The following is a 16742-nucleotide window of genomic DNA, read 5'->3' on the forward strand; positions in this document are numbered from 1 at the left end:
TGACAGTTCCATCGGTATTCCTTAAACTAACAACTAGGAATACGACTATGGATATGACTATGTCATCAATAAGACCTAACAGGGTGGAAGTGGTCACCAGTGTTCAGCGCCGCAGGCGCTGGACCCCGGAGCAAAAGCTTGAAATCGTCAAACAAACTAATGAACCAGGCAGCTCTGTGTCTTTGGTGGCCCGCCAGCATGGATTAACTGCAGCCCAGTTGTTTCAGTGGCGCAAAGCTTATTTGGAAGGTTCTTTGGTCGCAGTCGGTGCCAATGAAACCGTTGTCCCAGCCTCTGAACTTCAAGAGGCCATGAGGCGCATTAAACAACTTGAAGGTGCGCTTGGCCGCAAGACTCTGGAGAACGAGATTCTCAAGGAGGCTGTGGACTTTGCCAAAGCAAAAAAGTGGATTGTGCGCTCGCCTGTATTGCCCGGGGACGAGCAGTAAGGGCGGTGTGCATGGCGTTGAGCATTTCGCGCAGCAACGTATTGACCAAGAAAACGCGTTCATCTGAATGGGCTGATTTGAGAAAGTCACCACCTAGAACTGACGACGCAGACCTCAAGGATGCCATTGCCTGCGTGGTCAAAGACCGAGCAACATACGGTTACAGGCGAGTGTGGGCTAGGCTGAAGATCGACGGTCGACAGATTAACCATAAGCGGGTTTACCGAGTAATGCGCAATGAGGGCTGGCTACTGTTTAGGCAAGGTCAGAAACCTCTAGACACCAGAAAGCACGAAGGCACAGTGGCGGTAAAGGAAAGCGACACGCGCTGGTGCTCAGACGGATTGGAGCTGTCGTGCGACAACGGGGAGAGAGTCAGAGTGGCATTTGCACTGGACTGCTGCGACAGAGAAATCATGAGCTGGGTAGCAACCACCAAAGGTATCGATGCAGGACTGGTTGGAGACTTGATGATGCAAGCTGTGGAGAAACGATTCGGATCAAACGGCAAGCCGCCCAAAACGATTGAATGGCTGACTGATAACGGCAGCTGCTACACAGCTGCTGAGACAAGAAACTTTGCCAAGGAACTAGGCTTAAAGCCTGTGACAACACCGGTGACAAGCCCTCAAAGTAACGGCATGGCTGAAAGCTTCGTGAAGACGCTGAAAAGGGACTACGCCAAGTTGGCTAACAGGCCTGATTCAAAAACCGTGATGGCCCAACTGAAAGATTGGTTCGATGACTACAATTCGTATCACCCGCACAGTGCACTTGGTTACTTGCCGCCAAGCCTGTTCAGGGAGAAGCGATCGGTAACTTAAACATACCGGCGGTACTGGAATACAGGGTCAAGACCACCAACAACTTGTGAAGCATATTCGTTAACTTTGAAACTAATAAAAAAACAATTTTTAAAAATAAAGTAAAGCCATGTTAATTAGAGGTGACGATTACCGAGGGGCCTCTTTGTAATCTTTGTAAACAATGCACTAGAAATTGGTAATAGCAATTTAAAGAGGCTGAAGGACGCCAATGAGTATGTAGATAATGTGTTCCTTGGTTTCGGGTTCTACTCAATTAGCGTGACGCAATCACATCGATTTCAACCTTCCATTCGGGCTTAACCAAGGCGGATACGTAAACGAGAGTAGAGGCAGGCTTGTGGCCTTTCAGCACCTCTGTACGTACTTTCGCAAATGAAGGGTAGTCAGTTGAGTTTACGAGAAAGATGGTGGTCTTGACGATGTCTTTGAGCGTCATTTCGGCCTCGCTCAGAATGGCTTCAATGTTGCGCCATGCTTGGCGCGTCTGAGATTCAAAGTCAGTACTGCATATGCCTTTTGTATCCACGCCTATTTGGCCTGAGACATACAAAGTGACCTCAGATGACTTCACTAGGATACCGTTGGAGTAGGCGCTGGGTTCACCATTCAAGGATGCGGGGTTGATGCGAAAACTTGTCATTTTTGTCCTATAGTGTTTCAGAAAATGAAGAGACGGCAACTGGGATTGTCAATTGATGAAGCCGGTCTATTGCTCCGCAGTGGGAAACTTTCGCAAATAGGTGAGAAGTTGCCCCATTGATTAATCTGCATTTGTAAGCAGATCCTAGCTTTGTCCGGTGGTGATAATTATGTCCTTGTCTTCTCGGTTGGCCGAGTCTTTTATGGAAAAGGTCAACTGACAACTTGTAATTTAATCAGCGATTTCCCAATTTTGTAGGCAGTCTTCAAGACGAAATTTTGCGTATATCAAAAGCTAAGCAGGTTGAGTTTCTTTTTTTATGCTAGCCTGCTCTGGACGATTAGGTGGTATCAAGAGCCTGGACAAATGATTGTTCGTAATTGAATGAACCAGAAATCAATATCTCAATAGAACACTTTTGTAGATTAAGCTGATTTGCCGTGATGAAGATTCAAAGAGCGCTTAATCACAACCGGTTTACCGCCCAATTGTTTTTTACTTATCCAGTGCGAAAGAGCGGAGTCAAGGTGGATAACATGTCCAGGAAACCATTTCGCTAACTCCTCCACCAAAGATTCAACAATCTTATTTTCCCCCAAAGAGATCAAAGCACGGACTTCTGAAACAGACTTTAAAACAGCGTTATGTTCATCAATATGACATGTGCGAGGTGGGAACTCTGTTTCTATCATCAACTTATTCTCATAATCAAAATGAGAACTCGCAATTGATTCAAATTTTTCTAGAAGATTTGCAAGTTCATCCATATTCGCATCTTGCATACTCTGAATGATTCTGACGAAATCTTGATGATCTTCATCTAGTTTTTTTAAACCAACTAGCCAATGGTCAGACCAAGAAATATGTTCAGAATTTGTCATAGAGAGGATCAGCATTTTATTTAGATGTTCTCGAATGGTATCCAAATAAAGCTATTGAAGAAATTTTTTTAATTTTTTACCGTCACACTTTTCACTGATCTTATTTTTCTATCAGGAAGAATATGGGATCGTAGTTATTTATATCAGTTCAAAACCTCATCAGTGCGAAAGGCACGAGATAGCCCGTGCCCCAGGATGAATTAGAAATTACATCTCAATCTTTAGAATGACCTGTAGCTTTTGTTCAAGCGTGTAGCCAACGCTGCCGTAAACCGCGAAGTCAGTTTGTCCGCGTCCATGTCCCGTGATGCTTTCTGCTAACGGCAGGGGAATGTCATTTCGCGCTTTGAGTCTGTCGATGAATGCATGCCTGAACATGTGACTGCGAAACTCAAAGGGGCGCATGTTCTTGTTCAAAATTGCTGAACAAGAGCAGCCGCCAAACTCCTTCGCGTATTGAGGCAGTAGCCAGGGGGAGTTAAGGCGTAATGCTCTAGCGTGCAACTCTTTGGCTGCATCCAGTGATACGCCAACGAGTGGCACAGCTCGAATGCTGGCTTTGGTTTTTCGATCTGTTAGTCGATTCTTTCGCACCCAAAGATGCGGAATCTCGTGTTCAAGCACCAAGTCTTCAAGCCTTGCCAGAGTGGGCTCTGAAATCCTTAACCCAGTATTGAGTTGTATCAGTCCCACCAAGCTGGCAGGGGTGTTGTGACGGATCAAGAAGCTTTTGACCTTGGCAATCTTGTCTGGCGTGATGGGTGGTATTGGTCTTGTGTTTTCTCCTTCACCACGTATCTGCAAGCCTCTGAAGGGGCTAAGCCTGTCAATGTCCAAGTGTTTGAATGCCATATTGATCATGGCATTCAAGATGTTGTTGTGTTTGCGGATGCTGTTTGGATGCAGTCCCTGCGCCAGCATAGCGTCTCGATATTGAGTGATGTGCCAATGCTTTAGCTCATCAAGGTATAGATCCCCATACATGGCGCTAAACCTGTTGAAGTATTGATTGGCATTGAGTTTGAACTTTCTGCGATGTGCGGATGTGTTCTCTGCCATGTAGATGTCAAAAGCGTCGGAGAGAGTGGGGCGGTCATTTGCATCTACTTGTCTCAAATGTTTAATCAGTAGTTCTTTAACGAAGTCTTCGTCAACATCGATACCGCCAACTGAAATTCGCTTTTTGATGTGCGTGCTCAGAAAGGTGCTTTGAGCAATTTGGATTTCATGTGTCATGTGTTTGTTCAAAAGTTGCTGAGCCTAAGCAATCGCAGCAATGAGTTCTTGTGACACAAATTTAGTTTCAGACCGCAGGCTTGGGCAACCGAGATTTGGTGACCCGATGCATTGGAAGGACTTGAAGACAACAGTGCAAGTGTCCAGAGCTGGACGGTAGTGGGGTGTCCAAAGTACTAGCGGCTATTAATATTAATCGGCTGATAGATTAAATACCTTTATATTAATTTGTATTTAAAAAATATTATACGAATTGATATTTTTGAATTAATTGAATAATAAATTTTTATTATTAAAAATGAAAGCGTCCAGAGTAAATTAATGATTAACTTGAGAAGCCTGTAAATAAAACTGTGCAATATATGTGTAATTGACAAAAAGCCTGATGTTTCGACCATAACTCCTTGTTTTTAAACGAAAAAAATCCTCTTCAAAATTCTTGAAAAGGCTTTATTGTGGATTAACAGTCCGGCGCTCTACCGACTGAGCTATCGAGGAATATTCGGTTTGTTAGCTTAAAAGTACACAGAAATTCAGAGTGTTTAAGACTTAGAGCGTCTGTGAAATTCGCTAAGCCTCGCATTGTAGCAAAAAAAATGCAGCTTTTCGAGTGCTCTAGGGTTTTGTTAGCCAGGGGTTATTTAGGCTCGGTTTCACTCGGGAAACATGCCTCGGGGGAAACATTTGCTTTGATCATTTTGTAAGCTAAAACACAACGCAATTAGAACCAAGCAGAGCGTCCAGAAACTGGACGGTCAAGGTGCTCTGGACGGTATCAGAGCGTCCAGAGTCTGGACGCTTGAGTTGCTCTGGACGGTTAGAGGGTGTCCAGAGTGAATGCAATTTTGAAGGTATTGATTAGTTCGACTCCGTACTCGGGAACATAGTGTCAAGAATCTTGACGCTTAGGGTGCTCTGGACAGGTAGGGGGTGTCCAGAGTCTGGACGCTTGAGTTGGTCTGGACGATAGCGGTGCTCTGGACGGGTAGGAGGTGTCCAGAGTTAGTGCAAGTTTGAAGGTAAAGATTAGTTCAATTCCTGATCTCGGATAAATAACTGACTGCTGCTGAAATCCTAATAGCAACTATCTTGTTTTTTCTATCACTTTGAGGATGCTTTCGTCCTCGAACTCCTCAATGAACTCTTCGCGAAAAACTCCTTCATATGCAAATTCACTGTCGCATTCGTTATGTGGAGACTTCATGTAAACCGACATTGGTTTGCCAATGCCGCCTTTGAATTCCCATGAGTCCCAACAAAAAAGTTCATCATTTGGATCTGGTTGGACTCCCTCTTCCGGAACCCAACCGTTGCCAGCGACCTTTACATGCTCTCCTGCTTTGATACGCATCCAAGTTTCAGCAGGCAGTTTGATTTGGACGAACATCCATTCGTAGCCGCATTCAGGAAATAAATAAGCGCCCATCCGCTTTGGCTTTGTCTGCTCAATTAGGGCATTTAAGTTATTTTTAATCTGTTTGATTTCTTCCGATTGCTCTTTTAGGATCTTTGATAGCTCAGCGAACTTTTCACTAATGTCTAAAGTCTGATCTTTCATTTGCTTACTCTTTCAAATCTAATCTTGGCATTCCCCAGTGTAGATTTACAACTACTGAAGTCTGGGGTGTGGAGTGCGAGATCCCAAACTTTGCTTCTGCACTACTTTCACACTCGGAATCAGCATCTCGATCGAGGTGCGCCCATATCAACTCCTGATGTGTCTCCAAAAGACTGGAATTAGCCTGCATGAAGCCATCAATCTAAGATTGCATCAATGGATACCTCGATCCCGCTCCAAAACCAGTCGTCCCGCGCATCTACACCGCGGGCGAGCGGCAGGCTCGTACAGTCGGCGCTTGATGAAGTCTGTTCGATCATCTACTCGCAGCGTTTCGTCGACGTACCTGCGGCGTTGGACCACCTGCACCAGCTGAACGCTGCGCACCTGCTGATGTTGCATACCACCGGGATCATCGACGAAACAGCGGCTAGGGCTTTGGCGGCCGAACTCTTGGCCATTCGCGAGTCAGGTTCTTCGTCAATCCCGATGGACGCGAGCAAGGAAGACGTATATTTCAATTTCGAGGCTCACCTAATCGCACGGGTGGGCGAGCTCGTTGGTGGCAAACTGCACACGGCGCGAAGCCGCAACGAAATGATGGCGACAGCCGAGCGATTGGCGGCCCGAGAAAGCCTTCTGCAGCTGATCGACACTATGCTCGGCATGCTCGACACCTTGCTCGAACAGGCGCAGCGCCATGCCTCCACGGTGATGCCGGGCTACACGCACCTCCAGCCGGCGCAGCCAATGACCTACGGCTTCTACCTCCATGCTCTGGCCAGCGCGTTCCTGCGAGACATTGATCGCCTGATGGCATGCTATCCGCGCGTCAATCAGTGTCCGATGGGTGGCGGGGCCTTTGCGGGAGTGACGTTTCCCATCGATCGGCAGGCTACTGCGAAGCTCCTGGGCTTTGATCTTGTGATGAACAACACCCTGGATGCCATCGCGTCGCGAGACTTCTCGTTGGAGATCCTCGCGGCCTTGCACATTTTTTCCCTGACAAGTAGCCGGGTCGCGCAGGACTACTACATCTGGGGCTCACAGGAATTCGGGTTCTTCGACTTTCCCGACTCGATTGCCAGCACTTCGAGCATCATGCCGCAGAAGAAGAACCCGGTGGTGCTCGAGTACCTCAAGGGCAGAGCCGGACACGCGATGGGCGCTCTCTTCAACGCGTCTGCCGCCATCAAGGGCAGCGGCTTCAGTCATGCAGGCGATGCCAATCGCGAGAGCCTAACGGGGTTTAAGGCCTGCGTCAAAGAATGCGTGGACGCCGCACAGCTGCTTCGGCTGATCTTTGAGCACGCGGCGCCGAAAGCTGTGTTCATGAGGCAACGGGCCGAAGAGAACTTCTGCTGCGTCACCGACGTGGCTGACTTGCTCGTACGCGACGCCGGACTGTCCTTTCGGCAGGCACACCATGTCGTGGGGCAAGTCGTTCGAAAGGCCATCGAACGGGGTTTGACAGCTACAGGCATTACCTCCGACATGGTGATGCAGGCCGGCTTAGAAGTCCTCGGTCATCCCCTGATTATCAAAGGCAGCAGTCTGGAAGAAGCGCTGAACCCGGATAACTGCGTTAGGGCGAGGCCCCAAGGTGGGCCCGATCCTGACACGACACGAGCCTCAATCGCATCGCTTCAACAAAGGACTCACCAGCTCAAACAGGAGACCATCGCTTGGGCCTGCAAGCTGGACAAAGCGAACAGTGCAGCAGAGCACCGGCTACGCCAACTGGCGAGCGTATGAGACTCAAGTACCAAAGGCACTACTTACAGATTCTGCGCAAATCGCAGGACCTGAACACCGAAGATCAGCTCGAACGATCGGCTCAGTATCCCACCCTCCCTCGTCACTTTGAAAGGTTGTCATGAATCATATCGAAATGCGTCGCAATTTGCTCAGCATCGTGCTGGTTGCCGGGGCCGCAGCGGCATGCCCCGCGCTGGCCCAGCCATTACAGGCATCGGACTTCCCAAGCCGCGCCATCACAATCGTGGTTCCCTACCCCGCTGGAGGGGGAACCGACCGCATCGCCAGGCTGCTTGCGCAAGAGCTGGGCAAATCCCTGAATCAGACTGTCATCGTAGATAACAAGGCCGGGGGCGGCGGCGTGATCGGTACCAGCTTCGTGGCCAGGGCGCAACCCGACGGCTACACGTTGATGGTGACGGCCTCCGCGCACGCGGTTAACCCAGGGCTACGGGACGACTTGCCTTACTCAGTGAAGACGTCCTTCACCAACGTGGCCCTCATGGCCGACGAGCCCGGCGTTCTTTTGACACCGCTGGACAGGCCTTTCAAGAGCCTGCAGGACGTGATCAACGCGGCCAAACGCAGTCCGGGTAAGCTCAGCTATGGCTCCACCGGCATCGGCACCACAACGCACCTAACGGGCGAATTATTCAAGAGCATGGCGCAGGTCGACATTCTTCACGTGCCTTACAAGGGCGGCTCGCCGCAGATGGCGGATGTCGTCGGCGGCCAGATAGATCTCGCGTTCGCCACCACGGGAACAGCGGGCGCCATGATCAAAGGAGGCAAGGTTCGTGCTCTGGCCGTCACGACCCAGCAGCGCGTGCCCACGCTTCCTGACTTGCCGACCTTCGACGAAGCGGGCGTGAAGGGCTACTCGGCAGCCCTGTGGTACGGCGTCTTCGGGCCTGCCGGCCTGCCACCGGCGGTCGTCGCCAAGCTCAATGCGGCGATCGTCAAAGCGATGCACTCGGATGCTGTCAAAAAGCCGCTTGAAGATTTCGGTTTCACTGTGCGCACCCAAGGTGCAGCGGAGTTCGACCGCTATGTTAACGATGAAGTCGAGCGCTGGGGGAAGATCATCAAGGCGAACAACATCAAGCCGTAAACGATGACGCAGACACCGGCCGGGCTTGTCATCCCGGAGGATCCGTTCGGCGATGGACTGCATCGGTTCGGCGACCGCTTGCGCGTGGGGCAGGTCTCGATTCACGGGGCTCTGTCGGCCTGCTTGGCGCGCGCCGCACTCCTGAATCCGACGCTCGGCGCTTACGTTCAGGTTCTCTCTAGCAGCGCTCTGGCCCAGGCTAGCCATCTGGACAGCCTCCTGCAACAGCGCATCGACCTGGGCCCGCTGATGGGCGTGCCGGTCGCTGTGAAGGAGAACTTTTACGTCAACGGAGCCGACTGCCGTGGCGGCACGCCGGTGGACGTCTCCGACATACTCGCGTTCGAAGGAGAGTTCATCGCAGCGTTGCGGCGCGCGGGGGCAATCGTCATCGGCATCACCGCCATGTGCGAACTGGCCATGGGCGGGGTCGGCATCAACCTGTTCCGGGGCACGACCCGCAACCCGTGGGACAGCCGAGTCGCGCGGGCCTGTGGTGGGTCGTCCAACGGGTCGGCCGCAGCGGTGGCTGCCGGGCTGTGCGGGTTCGCTGTGGGCACCGACACCGGCGGATCGGTGAGGTCACCCGCGGCGTTTACAGGCGTGGTCGGCTACAAGCCGACGCAATCGCTGTGGAGCCGCGATGGTGTGCTGCCTTTGTCGGAATCGTTCGACGCCATTGGCACACTGGCGCGGTCCGTTGAAGATACACGGCTCATCTGCTCTGTACTTGCGACCGCTGTGGTTTCACCTGTTTGGACCTCTGCCCGATGGCGGATCGGGTATGCGTTCGATGAATTCGAGAGGTGTGCCCCTCAGGTGCGTCAGGCCATCGACCGGGCGACGGTGCAGCTAAGGCGTCTTGGGGCCGAGTTCGTACCCCTGTCGATGCCTCCCGCACCTTCGGTGGACGCGTTCTACGAGCATCGCCTACGACGCGAGTTCTTTTCGGTTTACGGACAGGGCCGCTTCGACATCGAGCCCAGGCTTGCCAATCCTGACGTTGCTGGCAGAATCGCCCGCATGCGACAGGAAAACAATATCGAGCCGGGCCACGAATCTCTTGACACGATGAGCATAGCGGAATCAATATTTAGCCAATGCGATGTGCTGATGCAGCCGACAAAGTTTCATCTTGCCCCGACTTTGCCCCAACGTGGCGATGCGCAGGCACTGCTCAACACCGCCGAGCTGTGCAAGGGTCCTACGCGGCTGGCGAACGTGCTCGGACTATGTGCCATCAGTTTGCCGGTGCTCGAGCCAGCGTCCGGGCTTCCCGTTGGTTTGCAGTTTTCATGCGCGCCGGGCAATGACGACAGACTACTGGACTTTGCCGGCCACGCAGAGTCTGCGATCGGTGTAATGGCCGCTGCGCCTGTGGGTCAATTCCTGCGAGCTGCGCAGGTTGGGGTGACACGTCGCTGGCAAGGCCCCGACCCGACCCATCGCACCAGCGAGGAAGGTTATGCCCACTGAACTGCCAACCGTCGGCGCCGAGATGCTGTTTAACGAGATTCGGGCCTTTCGCGCCGTCATTCGGACGGGCTCGATGACCCGCGCGGCAGCCACGCTGCACATGTCGCAGCCCAACATCAGCCGACTTGTATCACGCCTGGAAAACAAGACCGGGCTGGCCCTGTTCACCCGTCTCCCCGGCAAGCTGGTGCCGACCTTGGAAGCGCACGTGCTGTTCCAGGATGTGGAGCGGCTGTTCGTCGGGCTGGAGGGGTTGGAGCTTTCGGTGGAAAACATCCGTAAGTTCGGTAATGGCCGGCTGCGCATCGCGAGCGTGCCTTCGTTGTCTTACAGCCTGCTGCCCAAGACGATCGCCCGCTTCAACGCGCTGACACCGGATGTGCCGATCTCAGTACACACCGATAGCACCTCCATGGTGATGCAGTGGGTGGGATCGCGCTTCTGCGACTTCGGCCTGGTGTCTTATCTGGACGACGCAGCCATCTTGACGCAACCGACCGACGTCATGGTGGAACGCACGTTCAACCTCGAGGCCGCTTGCATCCTGCCGGCCGATCATCCATTGCGGCACAAAACGGTCATCCGAGCTGAAATGCTGACTGGGATGAGCTTTGTCTCGATGGCGTCCTCGGATCCGTTGCGGGCGAAAGTGGATCAGGCCTTTCAACCCAACGATAAACGCAGGCTGCTTTATGACACGCCGCATGCGGTCACGATCTGTCGGATGGTCGGGCTGGGGCTGGGCGTAAGCATCGTCAATCCGCTAGTGGCTATCGCGGCCGATCACACCGGCTTGTGCATCAGGCGCTTCGAGCCATCCATCGTCTTCGCCAGCCACGTGGTCGCTCCCCGGCACCGCCCCGAAAGCAGACTGGTGACGCGCTTCTTGGGCGTTATGGACGAAGTTCTGGCCGAGGATCTCGCCGCAGTCAATGCGGTAATGGCGACTGCCTGAGGCAAGTGGTCTTAGAGGCGATGCCTTGCCCGAAGCTGCCAGGGTCGTGAACTGCGCTTCATTGGCGTATCCGTGATTAAGGCACGAGATAGCCCGTGCCTTTGGATGTCTTGAAAATTAGACCTCTATTTTTTGAATGACCTGTAGCTTTTGCTCGAGCGTGTAGCCAACACTGCCGTAAACCGCGAAGTCAGTTTGCCCGCGACCATGCCCAGTGATGCTTTCCGCCAATGGCAATGGAATGTCATTTCGCGCTTTGAGTCTGTCGATGAATGCATGCCTAAACATGTGACTGCGAAACTCAAAGGGCCGCAGGTTCTTGTTCAAAATAGCTGAACAAGAGCAAGCTCCAAACTCCTTCGCGTATTGGGGCAGTAGCCAGGGAGAGTTGAGATGTAAAGCTCTAGCTTGTAACTCTTTAGCTGCATCCAGTGATACGCCAACTAGTGGCACAGCTCTAATGCTGGCTTTGGTTTTGCGATCTGTCAGTCGGTTCTTTCGTACCCAAAGATGCGGAATCTCATGTTCAAGCACCAAGTCTTCAAGCCTTGCCAGAGTTGGCTCTGAAATCCGTAACCCAGTATTGAGTTGTATCAGTCCCACCAAGCTGGCAGGTGTGTTGTGACAGATCAAGAAGCTTTTGACCTTGGCAATCTTCTCTGGCGTAATGGGTGGTATTGGCCTTGTGTTTTCTCCCTCACCACGTATCTGCAAGCCTCTGAAGGGGCTAAGCCTGTCAATGTCCAAGTGTTTGAATGCCATATTGATCATGGCATTCAAGATGTTGTTGTGTTTGCGGACGCTGTTTGGATGCAGTCCCTGCGCCAGCATGGCGTCTCGATATTGGGTGATATGCCAGTGCTTTAGCTCATCAAGGTATAGGTCCCCATACATGGCGCTAAACCTGTTGAAGTATTGATTGGCATTGAGTTTGAACTTTCTGCGATGCGCGGATGTGTTCTCTGCCATGTAGATGTCAAAAGCGTCCGAGAGAGTGGGGCGGTCATTTGCATCTACTTGTCTCAAATGTTTAATCAGTAGTTCTTTAACGAAGTCTTCGTCAACATCGATACCGCCAACTGAAATACGCTTTTTGATGTGCGTGCTCAGAAAGGTGCTTTGAGCAATTTGGATTTCATGTGTCATGTGTTTGTTCAAAAGTTGCTGAGCCTAAGCATTCGCAGCAATGAGTTCTTGTGACACAAATTTAGTTTCAGACCGCAGGCTTGGGCAACCGAGATTTGGTGACCCGATGCATTGGAAGGACTTGAACGGGACAGTGCAGGTGTCCAGAGCTGGACGGTAGTGGGGCGTCCAGAGTACTAGCTGTTATTAATATTAATCTTCTGATGGATTAAATTCCTGCATATTAATTTCAATTTAAAAATATCATATTAATTGATATTTTTGAATTAATTGAATAATCAATTTTTATTATTAAAAATCAAAGCGTCCAGAGTAAATTAATGATTAACTTGAGAGGCCTGTAAATAAAACTGTGCAATATATGTGTAATTGACAAAAAGCCTCAATCTCATAACATAACTTGTTGTTTTTAAACGAAAAAAGCCTCTTCAAAAATCTTGAAAAGGCTTTATTGTGGATTAACAGTCCGGCGCTCTACCGACTGAGCTATCGAGGAATATTCGGTTTGTTAGCTAAAAATACACAAAATTGAGAAGTCTTTAAGACTAAGCAACTGTGCTGTTCAGCTAAGCCTCGCATTGTAGCAAAAAAAATTGTGACTATTCAAGGTGAGCAGCTTTTTTACGCAGGATTAAAAAACGCTTGATTTCAAGTAACTGGGATAGCCTTGGTTCTTAACCCTGATGAGGGTCACTTCGTCTTTTCTCCCGCAGCATAAACAAATAAAGCCCCTCTACCTTGTCTCTGGCCCAGGGGGTCTTGCGCAAAAACTTGAGGCTAGATTTGACGCTAGGGTCATGGGTGAAGCACCTAACGGGTATGCGTTGGCCAAGCTCCTCCCACCCAAAATAAGCCTCTAGCTCGCAAACAATGGCCTCAAGTGTGAGGCCATGCAGAGGGTCACGAGCCGAAGGCGTAGCTTTTCGATCGCCAGATTTAGCGAGGATGAATTCTGGACGCAATTGGCTTCACTGCATAGTTGGGTAGGAAGCGGCAATCGGCTGGCTTGGGTGAGCTGAGCTGCTTGCATTGCTGATCAATGTCTGAGGGGGATGGCTTCTGTCTTTTTTCTACCCACTGCAACAGAGCGTTAAAAAGAGGAGGGTAGTGAGCGTCGCCCCAATAGCTGTGCTCCCGAGAATCGACATAAGTTTGAACCAGCAGGTGATCTTTGCCTGCTGCTTTCATTTTTTGGCGCAACACATCTTGACCTTCTACAAACACCGTAGCGTCGTTAATGGCATGGGCACTGATAACGGGAACTACAAAACGACCTTCGTGATTGACATCCGCAGAAAATCTGGCAACAGCTTTGGGGTCTGCTGTAAATCGTGGAATAGCAGCATTCAATTTGACATCATCGGAAGAGCCCACATAACGAACACCAGCGTTGCCAAATGGACTCACACCACCATTTTTAGTTACCACATCTTGAAGCGAAAAAGTACCCCAATTGAGATGGCTCAAAACGGAGTTTTCGGGCATTTTGAGCACGTCAACAATTGTTTTAAGTTTTTGCGCTTGTTCAGGTGTTCTTTGAGCCGCTGGCGTACCCGTTCCCAAGCATTCATTGGCACGTTTTGCTAGTTCTGCATGAGTGAGTTTGCTGTCTATGGGTAGTCCAATGGACAAGGGGTAGGCTTGCTCCGTAGGACGTGGGTGGTTGTTGCACAAATGCTGATAAAGGGCACGAATGTCGAGCCTAAAGTCGTATGTGGTGGGGCCTGCCACCACACCGCTTGTCAAAAGAATGCCATCCCAAGATTTTGGAAACATTTCGCCTGCGCGCGTAGCAACCATGGCACCCCAAGATTGACCGTGAAGGAGTGTTGTGCGCGGTTTTGCCACATGATCAATGAAGATGCGTCGAACACGCTCTGTGTCTTCTGCTGCAGTGGTCACTGCAAAACCACCTTGACGAAATACGGAGCCAGCCCATGCATGGCCCTCCTGAACCGTAATGGCCCAGCGTTTGATGTCTTCGTCAGCACGAGTTGTTTTTGGGGTGCCGAGGCTTGGGCCGCCGTGCGCATGCACCACCAAAACGCCTGTCCATTTGGCTGGCATGACAATGAGGTAATGCGAAGTGGCTGAGTCTTGTCCTCTGAGGCATGTTGCGCCAGCAGGAACACCCTCAGGGCAAACTTGCTTTGTAGGTGCAACTTCTGTGGAAAGTGGTGTGTTGACGCATGCCGTCAAAGTTAGAGCGACTAAGCTGGATAAAACTAAGCGTAAAGGCTTGAATTTTTGATGAGTCATGTTTTGTAGTTTCTAGTTAGGTTGAAAGATTAAAACTGCTGAGAACATTGAGGGTCTCAGTACTTTGGCTTAAATTCGTCAGGGGCTCCAGGTGGAATAGGGGGATGTATCTTTAAAGATTTTTCAAAAGCGATCATCATTTTTCGCATTGGACCGCGAACCCATCCGTCTTCCATAGCGGCATCAGTTTCTTCTTTAGGATCGCGTTTGATGTTAAAAAGCCAAGGCGTTTCAAGGTGTTTGGTTCCCGAGTTGGGTTCACTCTCAAAAATAAAATGCAATTTCCAGTGACGCCATTTAACGGCGCGCAACTCTGACTTAATATAGAAGAGAAATCCTTCTCGAGCAGAATTTTCTGTTCGTCCAGTCCACCAATTCATTTGACTCACGCCATCAATTGGCCTATCGCTAGGTAAGTTTGCACCAGCCGCCTCAATGAGAGTTGAAAAGAGATCGGTAACATGAATGATGTCATCACTCTCTTGTGCTTTTTCAACGTGACCTGGCCATCTCACAATCAGAGGAACACGAAGACCACCTTCCATGGCGGTGTGATAGGTGCCCGACCAAGGACCAGCAGTTCCGCGCCATGGCCGTCTGAATTCTGGGCCGTTGTCACTTGCGAATATAAACAAGGTATCCTCATAAATACCTAAGTTTTTCACTGCGTCGATTAGTTGGCCCACCCTGTGGTCCATTTCCATCATGGAGTCTGCAAATTCACCAACTCCACTTTTGCCAGCAAAGTCTGGATGAGGCAAGGTTGGGAAATGCAAATGGGTCAGAGGTACATAAAGAAAAAAGGGCGCATCTCCATTGGCATTACGGCGCATGAAATCAATGGATTTTTCTGTCAATTCACTGTCTATCAAGCGACGTTTAGCCAGATCATATTCCGCTACATTTTTAGCTGCTTGCCCTTTCATGCCCTCCATGACTTGAGGTACGTCAACTACAGACGGGTCAAAACCAGGTGATTGAGTAAAGAGGGTTTCATTGGTGGTTCGAGGTATGCCGTACCACTCGTCAAATCCTCTTTGATGCGGATAACGGCCTTCACGATCACCCAGATGCCACTTACCAAACATACCAGTGGCATAACCTGCTTCCTGAAGTACCTGAGGTAAGGTGATTTCCCAGGGGTGAATACCTTGTGGTAGACCAGCGGGGACCGACTGCAAAGCACCTGTACGAATAGGATGCCTACCGGTCATTAACGCAGATCGTGTAGGGACGCAATCACTTTCGACATTGAAGTTCAAACATTTCAAACCTTCTTTAGAGAGTTCGTCGATGCGAGGTGTAGGGGCTCCACGCATGGCTCCACCGCCATAGCAACCTAGTTCGCCCCAACCTAAGTTGTCTGCTAGAACCAGAACAATATGGGGTCGTTTCTGAGTTCGAGTCATGGTCACTCCATGGCGATCTTGCGATCTTTAATGAGTTTGGCCCATCGCTCACGGTCTTGAATCATGCGCTGCTGAAAAGAATCTGGTGTCATGGCCACTGTTTCCATGGCCAGTCCAAGCAGTTGTTGTTTTAAGGCTGTTTCGGCAAGCGACTCTTCAACGACCTTTCTCATTTGCGAAATGATTGGCGCAGGAGTGCCTTCGACTGCAAAAAGTGCAGACCATTGCGGAACATCAATGTCGCCTGCACCGCTTTCAGAAAGAGTAGGGGTATCGGGCAGAATGCTAGAGCGACGCTTCGTGCTCACTGCCAATGCAATTAGTTTTCCTGATTTGATGTGCGGCAACACAGCGGCAGCACCTAGAACAGCCAAATTAACTTGACCCGAAATAACGTCATTCACTGCCTGCCCACCCCCCTTGTATGGAATGTGCAGCAAGTTAACACCAAGGTTTTGAGAAAATAATTCTCCAACCAAATGTTGAATAGAGCCTTGACCGGAACTGGCGTAAGACACTTGGTCGGGTTTGCCTTTGGCGCGTGCTTGTAAATCTTGGATTGTTTTCAGACCAGATGAGGGTGCTGTCACGACAACAATGGGCTGAAACGACAAAACAGCAATTGGGGTGAATGTTTTGGTTAAGTCCCAGGGCATTGTACGAAACAAGGGCAGCAAGGAGACCGAGTCAGAAGCTACCAAAAAAGTATGCTGATCTTTGGCTGCGCGAAGCGTGGTCTCTACGCCCAATGAACCGTTGGCACCGGGCTTGTTGTCTACCAAAACTGCTTGCCCAAGTCGTTTCCTTGCGCTTTCACCTACCAATCGAGCTACAACGTCATTAGAGCCGCCCGCTGGAAATGGAACAACTAAGTTGATTGCTTTGCTAGGCCAATCCTGTGCCAAGGCTCCCTTGGACATTAACATTGCTGTTAAGGCAGTCCAACCCAAGCGTTGAGTAAATTGTCGTTTTGAAATGGCAGTCATAGTTCTGGTGTTTCATGGATAACCACTCCAGTTTAACGGGTTGTAGATGCT

At 50.5% G+C, this 16742-nt stretch carries 14 protein-coding genes; 5 read left to right on the forward strand and 9 right to left on the reverse strand.

The window, feature by feature from the left end:
• Nucleotides 1–47: 47 nt before the first annotated feature.
• Nucleotides 48–1273 (forward strand): IS3 family transposase gene (locus tag B9Z32_RS09425; RefSeq protein ID WP_369909895.1). Its coding sequence is split into 2 segments (ribosomal slippage): nucleotides 48–393 and nucleotides 393–1273, totalling 1227 coding nucleotides; the frame shifts between segments, so codons are not numbered across the junction.
• Nucleotides 1274–1529: 256 nt separating this feature from the next.
• Here the strand turns inward: B9Z32_RS09425 and B9Z32_RS09430 are convergent.
• The 4 genes from B9Z32_RS09430 to B9Z32_RS09445 all read right to left on the reverse strand — a co-directional run bounded on the left by B9Z32_RS09430 (nucleotide 1530) and on the right by B9Z32_RS09445 (nucleotide 5591).
• Nucleotides 1530–1916: a RidA family protein gene (locus tag B9Z32_RS09430; protein ID WP_108421179.1), complete on the reverse strand. Its 387-nt coding sequence runs from the start codon at nucleotides 1914–1916 to the stop codon at nucleotides 1530–1532.
• 425 nt (nucleotides 1917–2341) lie between these two features.
• Nucleotides 2342–2797, reverse strand: coding sequence for a bacteriohemerythrin (locus B9Z32_RS09435; RefSeq protein WP_108421585.1), 456 nt, complete (start codon nucleotides 2795–2797; stop codon nucleotides 2342–2344).
• Nucleotides 2798–3004: 207 nt separating this feature from the next.
• Nucleotides 3005–4033 (reverse strand): site-specific integrase, encoded by a 1029-nt coding sequence (locus tag B9Z32_RS09440; RefSeq protein ID WP_108421180.1) that lies wholly within the window; start codon nucleotides 4031–4033, stop codon nucleotides 3005–3007.
• Nucleotides 4034–5117: 1084 nt separating this feature from the next.
• Nucleotides 5118–5591 (reverse strand): hypothetical protein, encoded by a 474-nt coding sequence (locus B9Z32_RS09445; protein ID WP_108421181.1) that lies wholly within the window; start codon nucleotides 5589–5591, stop codon nucleotides 5118–5120.
• Nucleotides 5592–5807: 216 nt separating this feature from the next.
• On the opposite strand from B9Z32_RS09445, the gene argH reads away from it, so the two are divergent.
• The 4 genes from argH to B9Z32_RS09465 all read left to right on the forward strand — a co-directional run bounded on the left by argH (nucleotide 5808) and on the right by B9Z32_RS09465 (nucleotide 10891).
• A complete protein-coding gene (gene argH / locus B9Z32_RS09450) occupies nucleotides 5808–7346 on the forward strand; it encodes an argininosuccinate lyase (protein ID WP_108421182.1) in 1539 nt (512 codons plus the stop codon).
• Nucleotides 7347–7467: 121 nt separating this feature from the next.
• The gene (locus tag B9Z32_RS09455) at nucleotides 7468–8460 is read left to right on the forward strand and encodes a tripartite tricarboxylate transporter substrate binding protein (RefSeq protein WP_108421183.1); all 993 of its coding nucleotides are present in this window, start codon (nucleotides 7468–7470) and stop codon (nucleotides 8458–8460) included.
• 3 nt (nucleotides 8461–8463) lie between these two features.
• Nucleotides 8464–9936, forward strand: a complete 1473-nt coding sequence (locus B9Z32_RS09460) for an amidase (protein ID WP_108421184.1) — start codon at nucleotides 8464–8466, stop codon at nucleotides 9934–9936.
• The gene (locus B9Z32_RS09465) at nucleotides 9926–10891 is read left to right on the forward strand and encodes a LysR substrate-binding domain-containing protein (protein ID WP_108421185.1); all 966 of its coding nucleotides are present in this window, start codon (nucleotides 9926–9928) and stop codon (nucleotides 10889–10891) included. Before B9Z32_RS09460 ends, B9Z32_RS09465 begins: the two co-directional genes overlap by 11 nt.
• A 117-nt stretch (nucleotides 10892–11008) precedes the next feature.
• Here the strand turns inward: B9Z32_RS09465 and B9Z32_RS09470 are convergent, their stop codons facing one another.
• The 5 genes from B9Z32_RS09470 to B9Z32_RS09490 all read right to left on the reverse strand — a co-directional run bounded on the left by B9Z32_RS09470 (nucleotide 11009) and on the right by B9Z32_RS09490 (nucleotide 16691).
• Nucleotides 11009–12037 (reverse strand): tyrosine-type recombinase/integrase, encoded by a 1029-nt coding sequence (locus B9Z32_RS09470; protein WP_108421186.1) that lies wholly within the window; start codon nucleotides 12035–12037, stop codon nucleotides 11009–11011.
• Between the two features lie 674 nt (nucleotides 12038–12711).
• Nucleotides 12712–12984 carry a VF530 family DNA-binding protein gene (locus tag B9Z32_RS09475; RefSeq protein ID WP_108421586.1) on the reverse strand — a complete coding sequence of 91 codons (273 nt, stop codon included), beginning with the start codon at nucleotides 12982–12984 and terminating at the stop codon, nucleotides 12712–12714.
• Nucleotides 12974–14296 carry a hypothetical protein gene (locus tag B9Z32_RS09480; protein ID WP_108421187.1) on the reverse strand — a complete coding sequence of 441 codons (1323 nt, stop codon included), beginning with the start codon at nucleotides 14294–14296 and terminating at the stop codon, nucleotides 12974–12976. The genes B9Z32_RS09475 and B9Z32_RS09480 overlap by 11 nt, the downstream gene beginning before the upstream one ends.
• A 56-nt stretch (nucleotides 14297–14352) precedes the next feature.
• A complete protein-coding gene (locus tag B9Z32_RS09485; protein WP_108421188.1) occupies nucleotides 14353–15705 on the reverse strand; it encodes an arylsulfatase in 1353 nt (450 codons plus the stop codon).
• 2 nt (nucleotides 15706–15707) lie between these two features.
• Nucleotides 15708–16691 carry a tripartite tricarboxylate transporter substrate binding protein gene (locus B9Z32_RS09490; protein WP_108421189.1) on the reverse strand — a complete coding sequence of 328 codons (984 nt, stop codon included), beginning with the start codon at nucleotides 16689–16691 and terminating at the stop codon, nucleotides 15708–15710.
• Nucleotides 16692–16742: the final 51 nt, after the last annotated feature.

It is taken from the genome of Limnohabitans sp. MMS-10A-178 (genome assembly GCF_003063375.1).
GTDB lineage: Bacteria > Pseudomonadota > Gammaproteobacteria > Burkholderiales > Burkholderiaceae_C > Limnohabitans_A.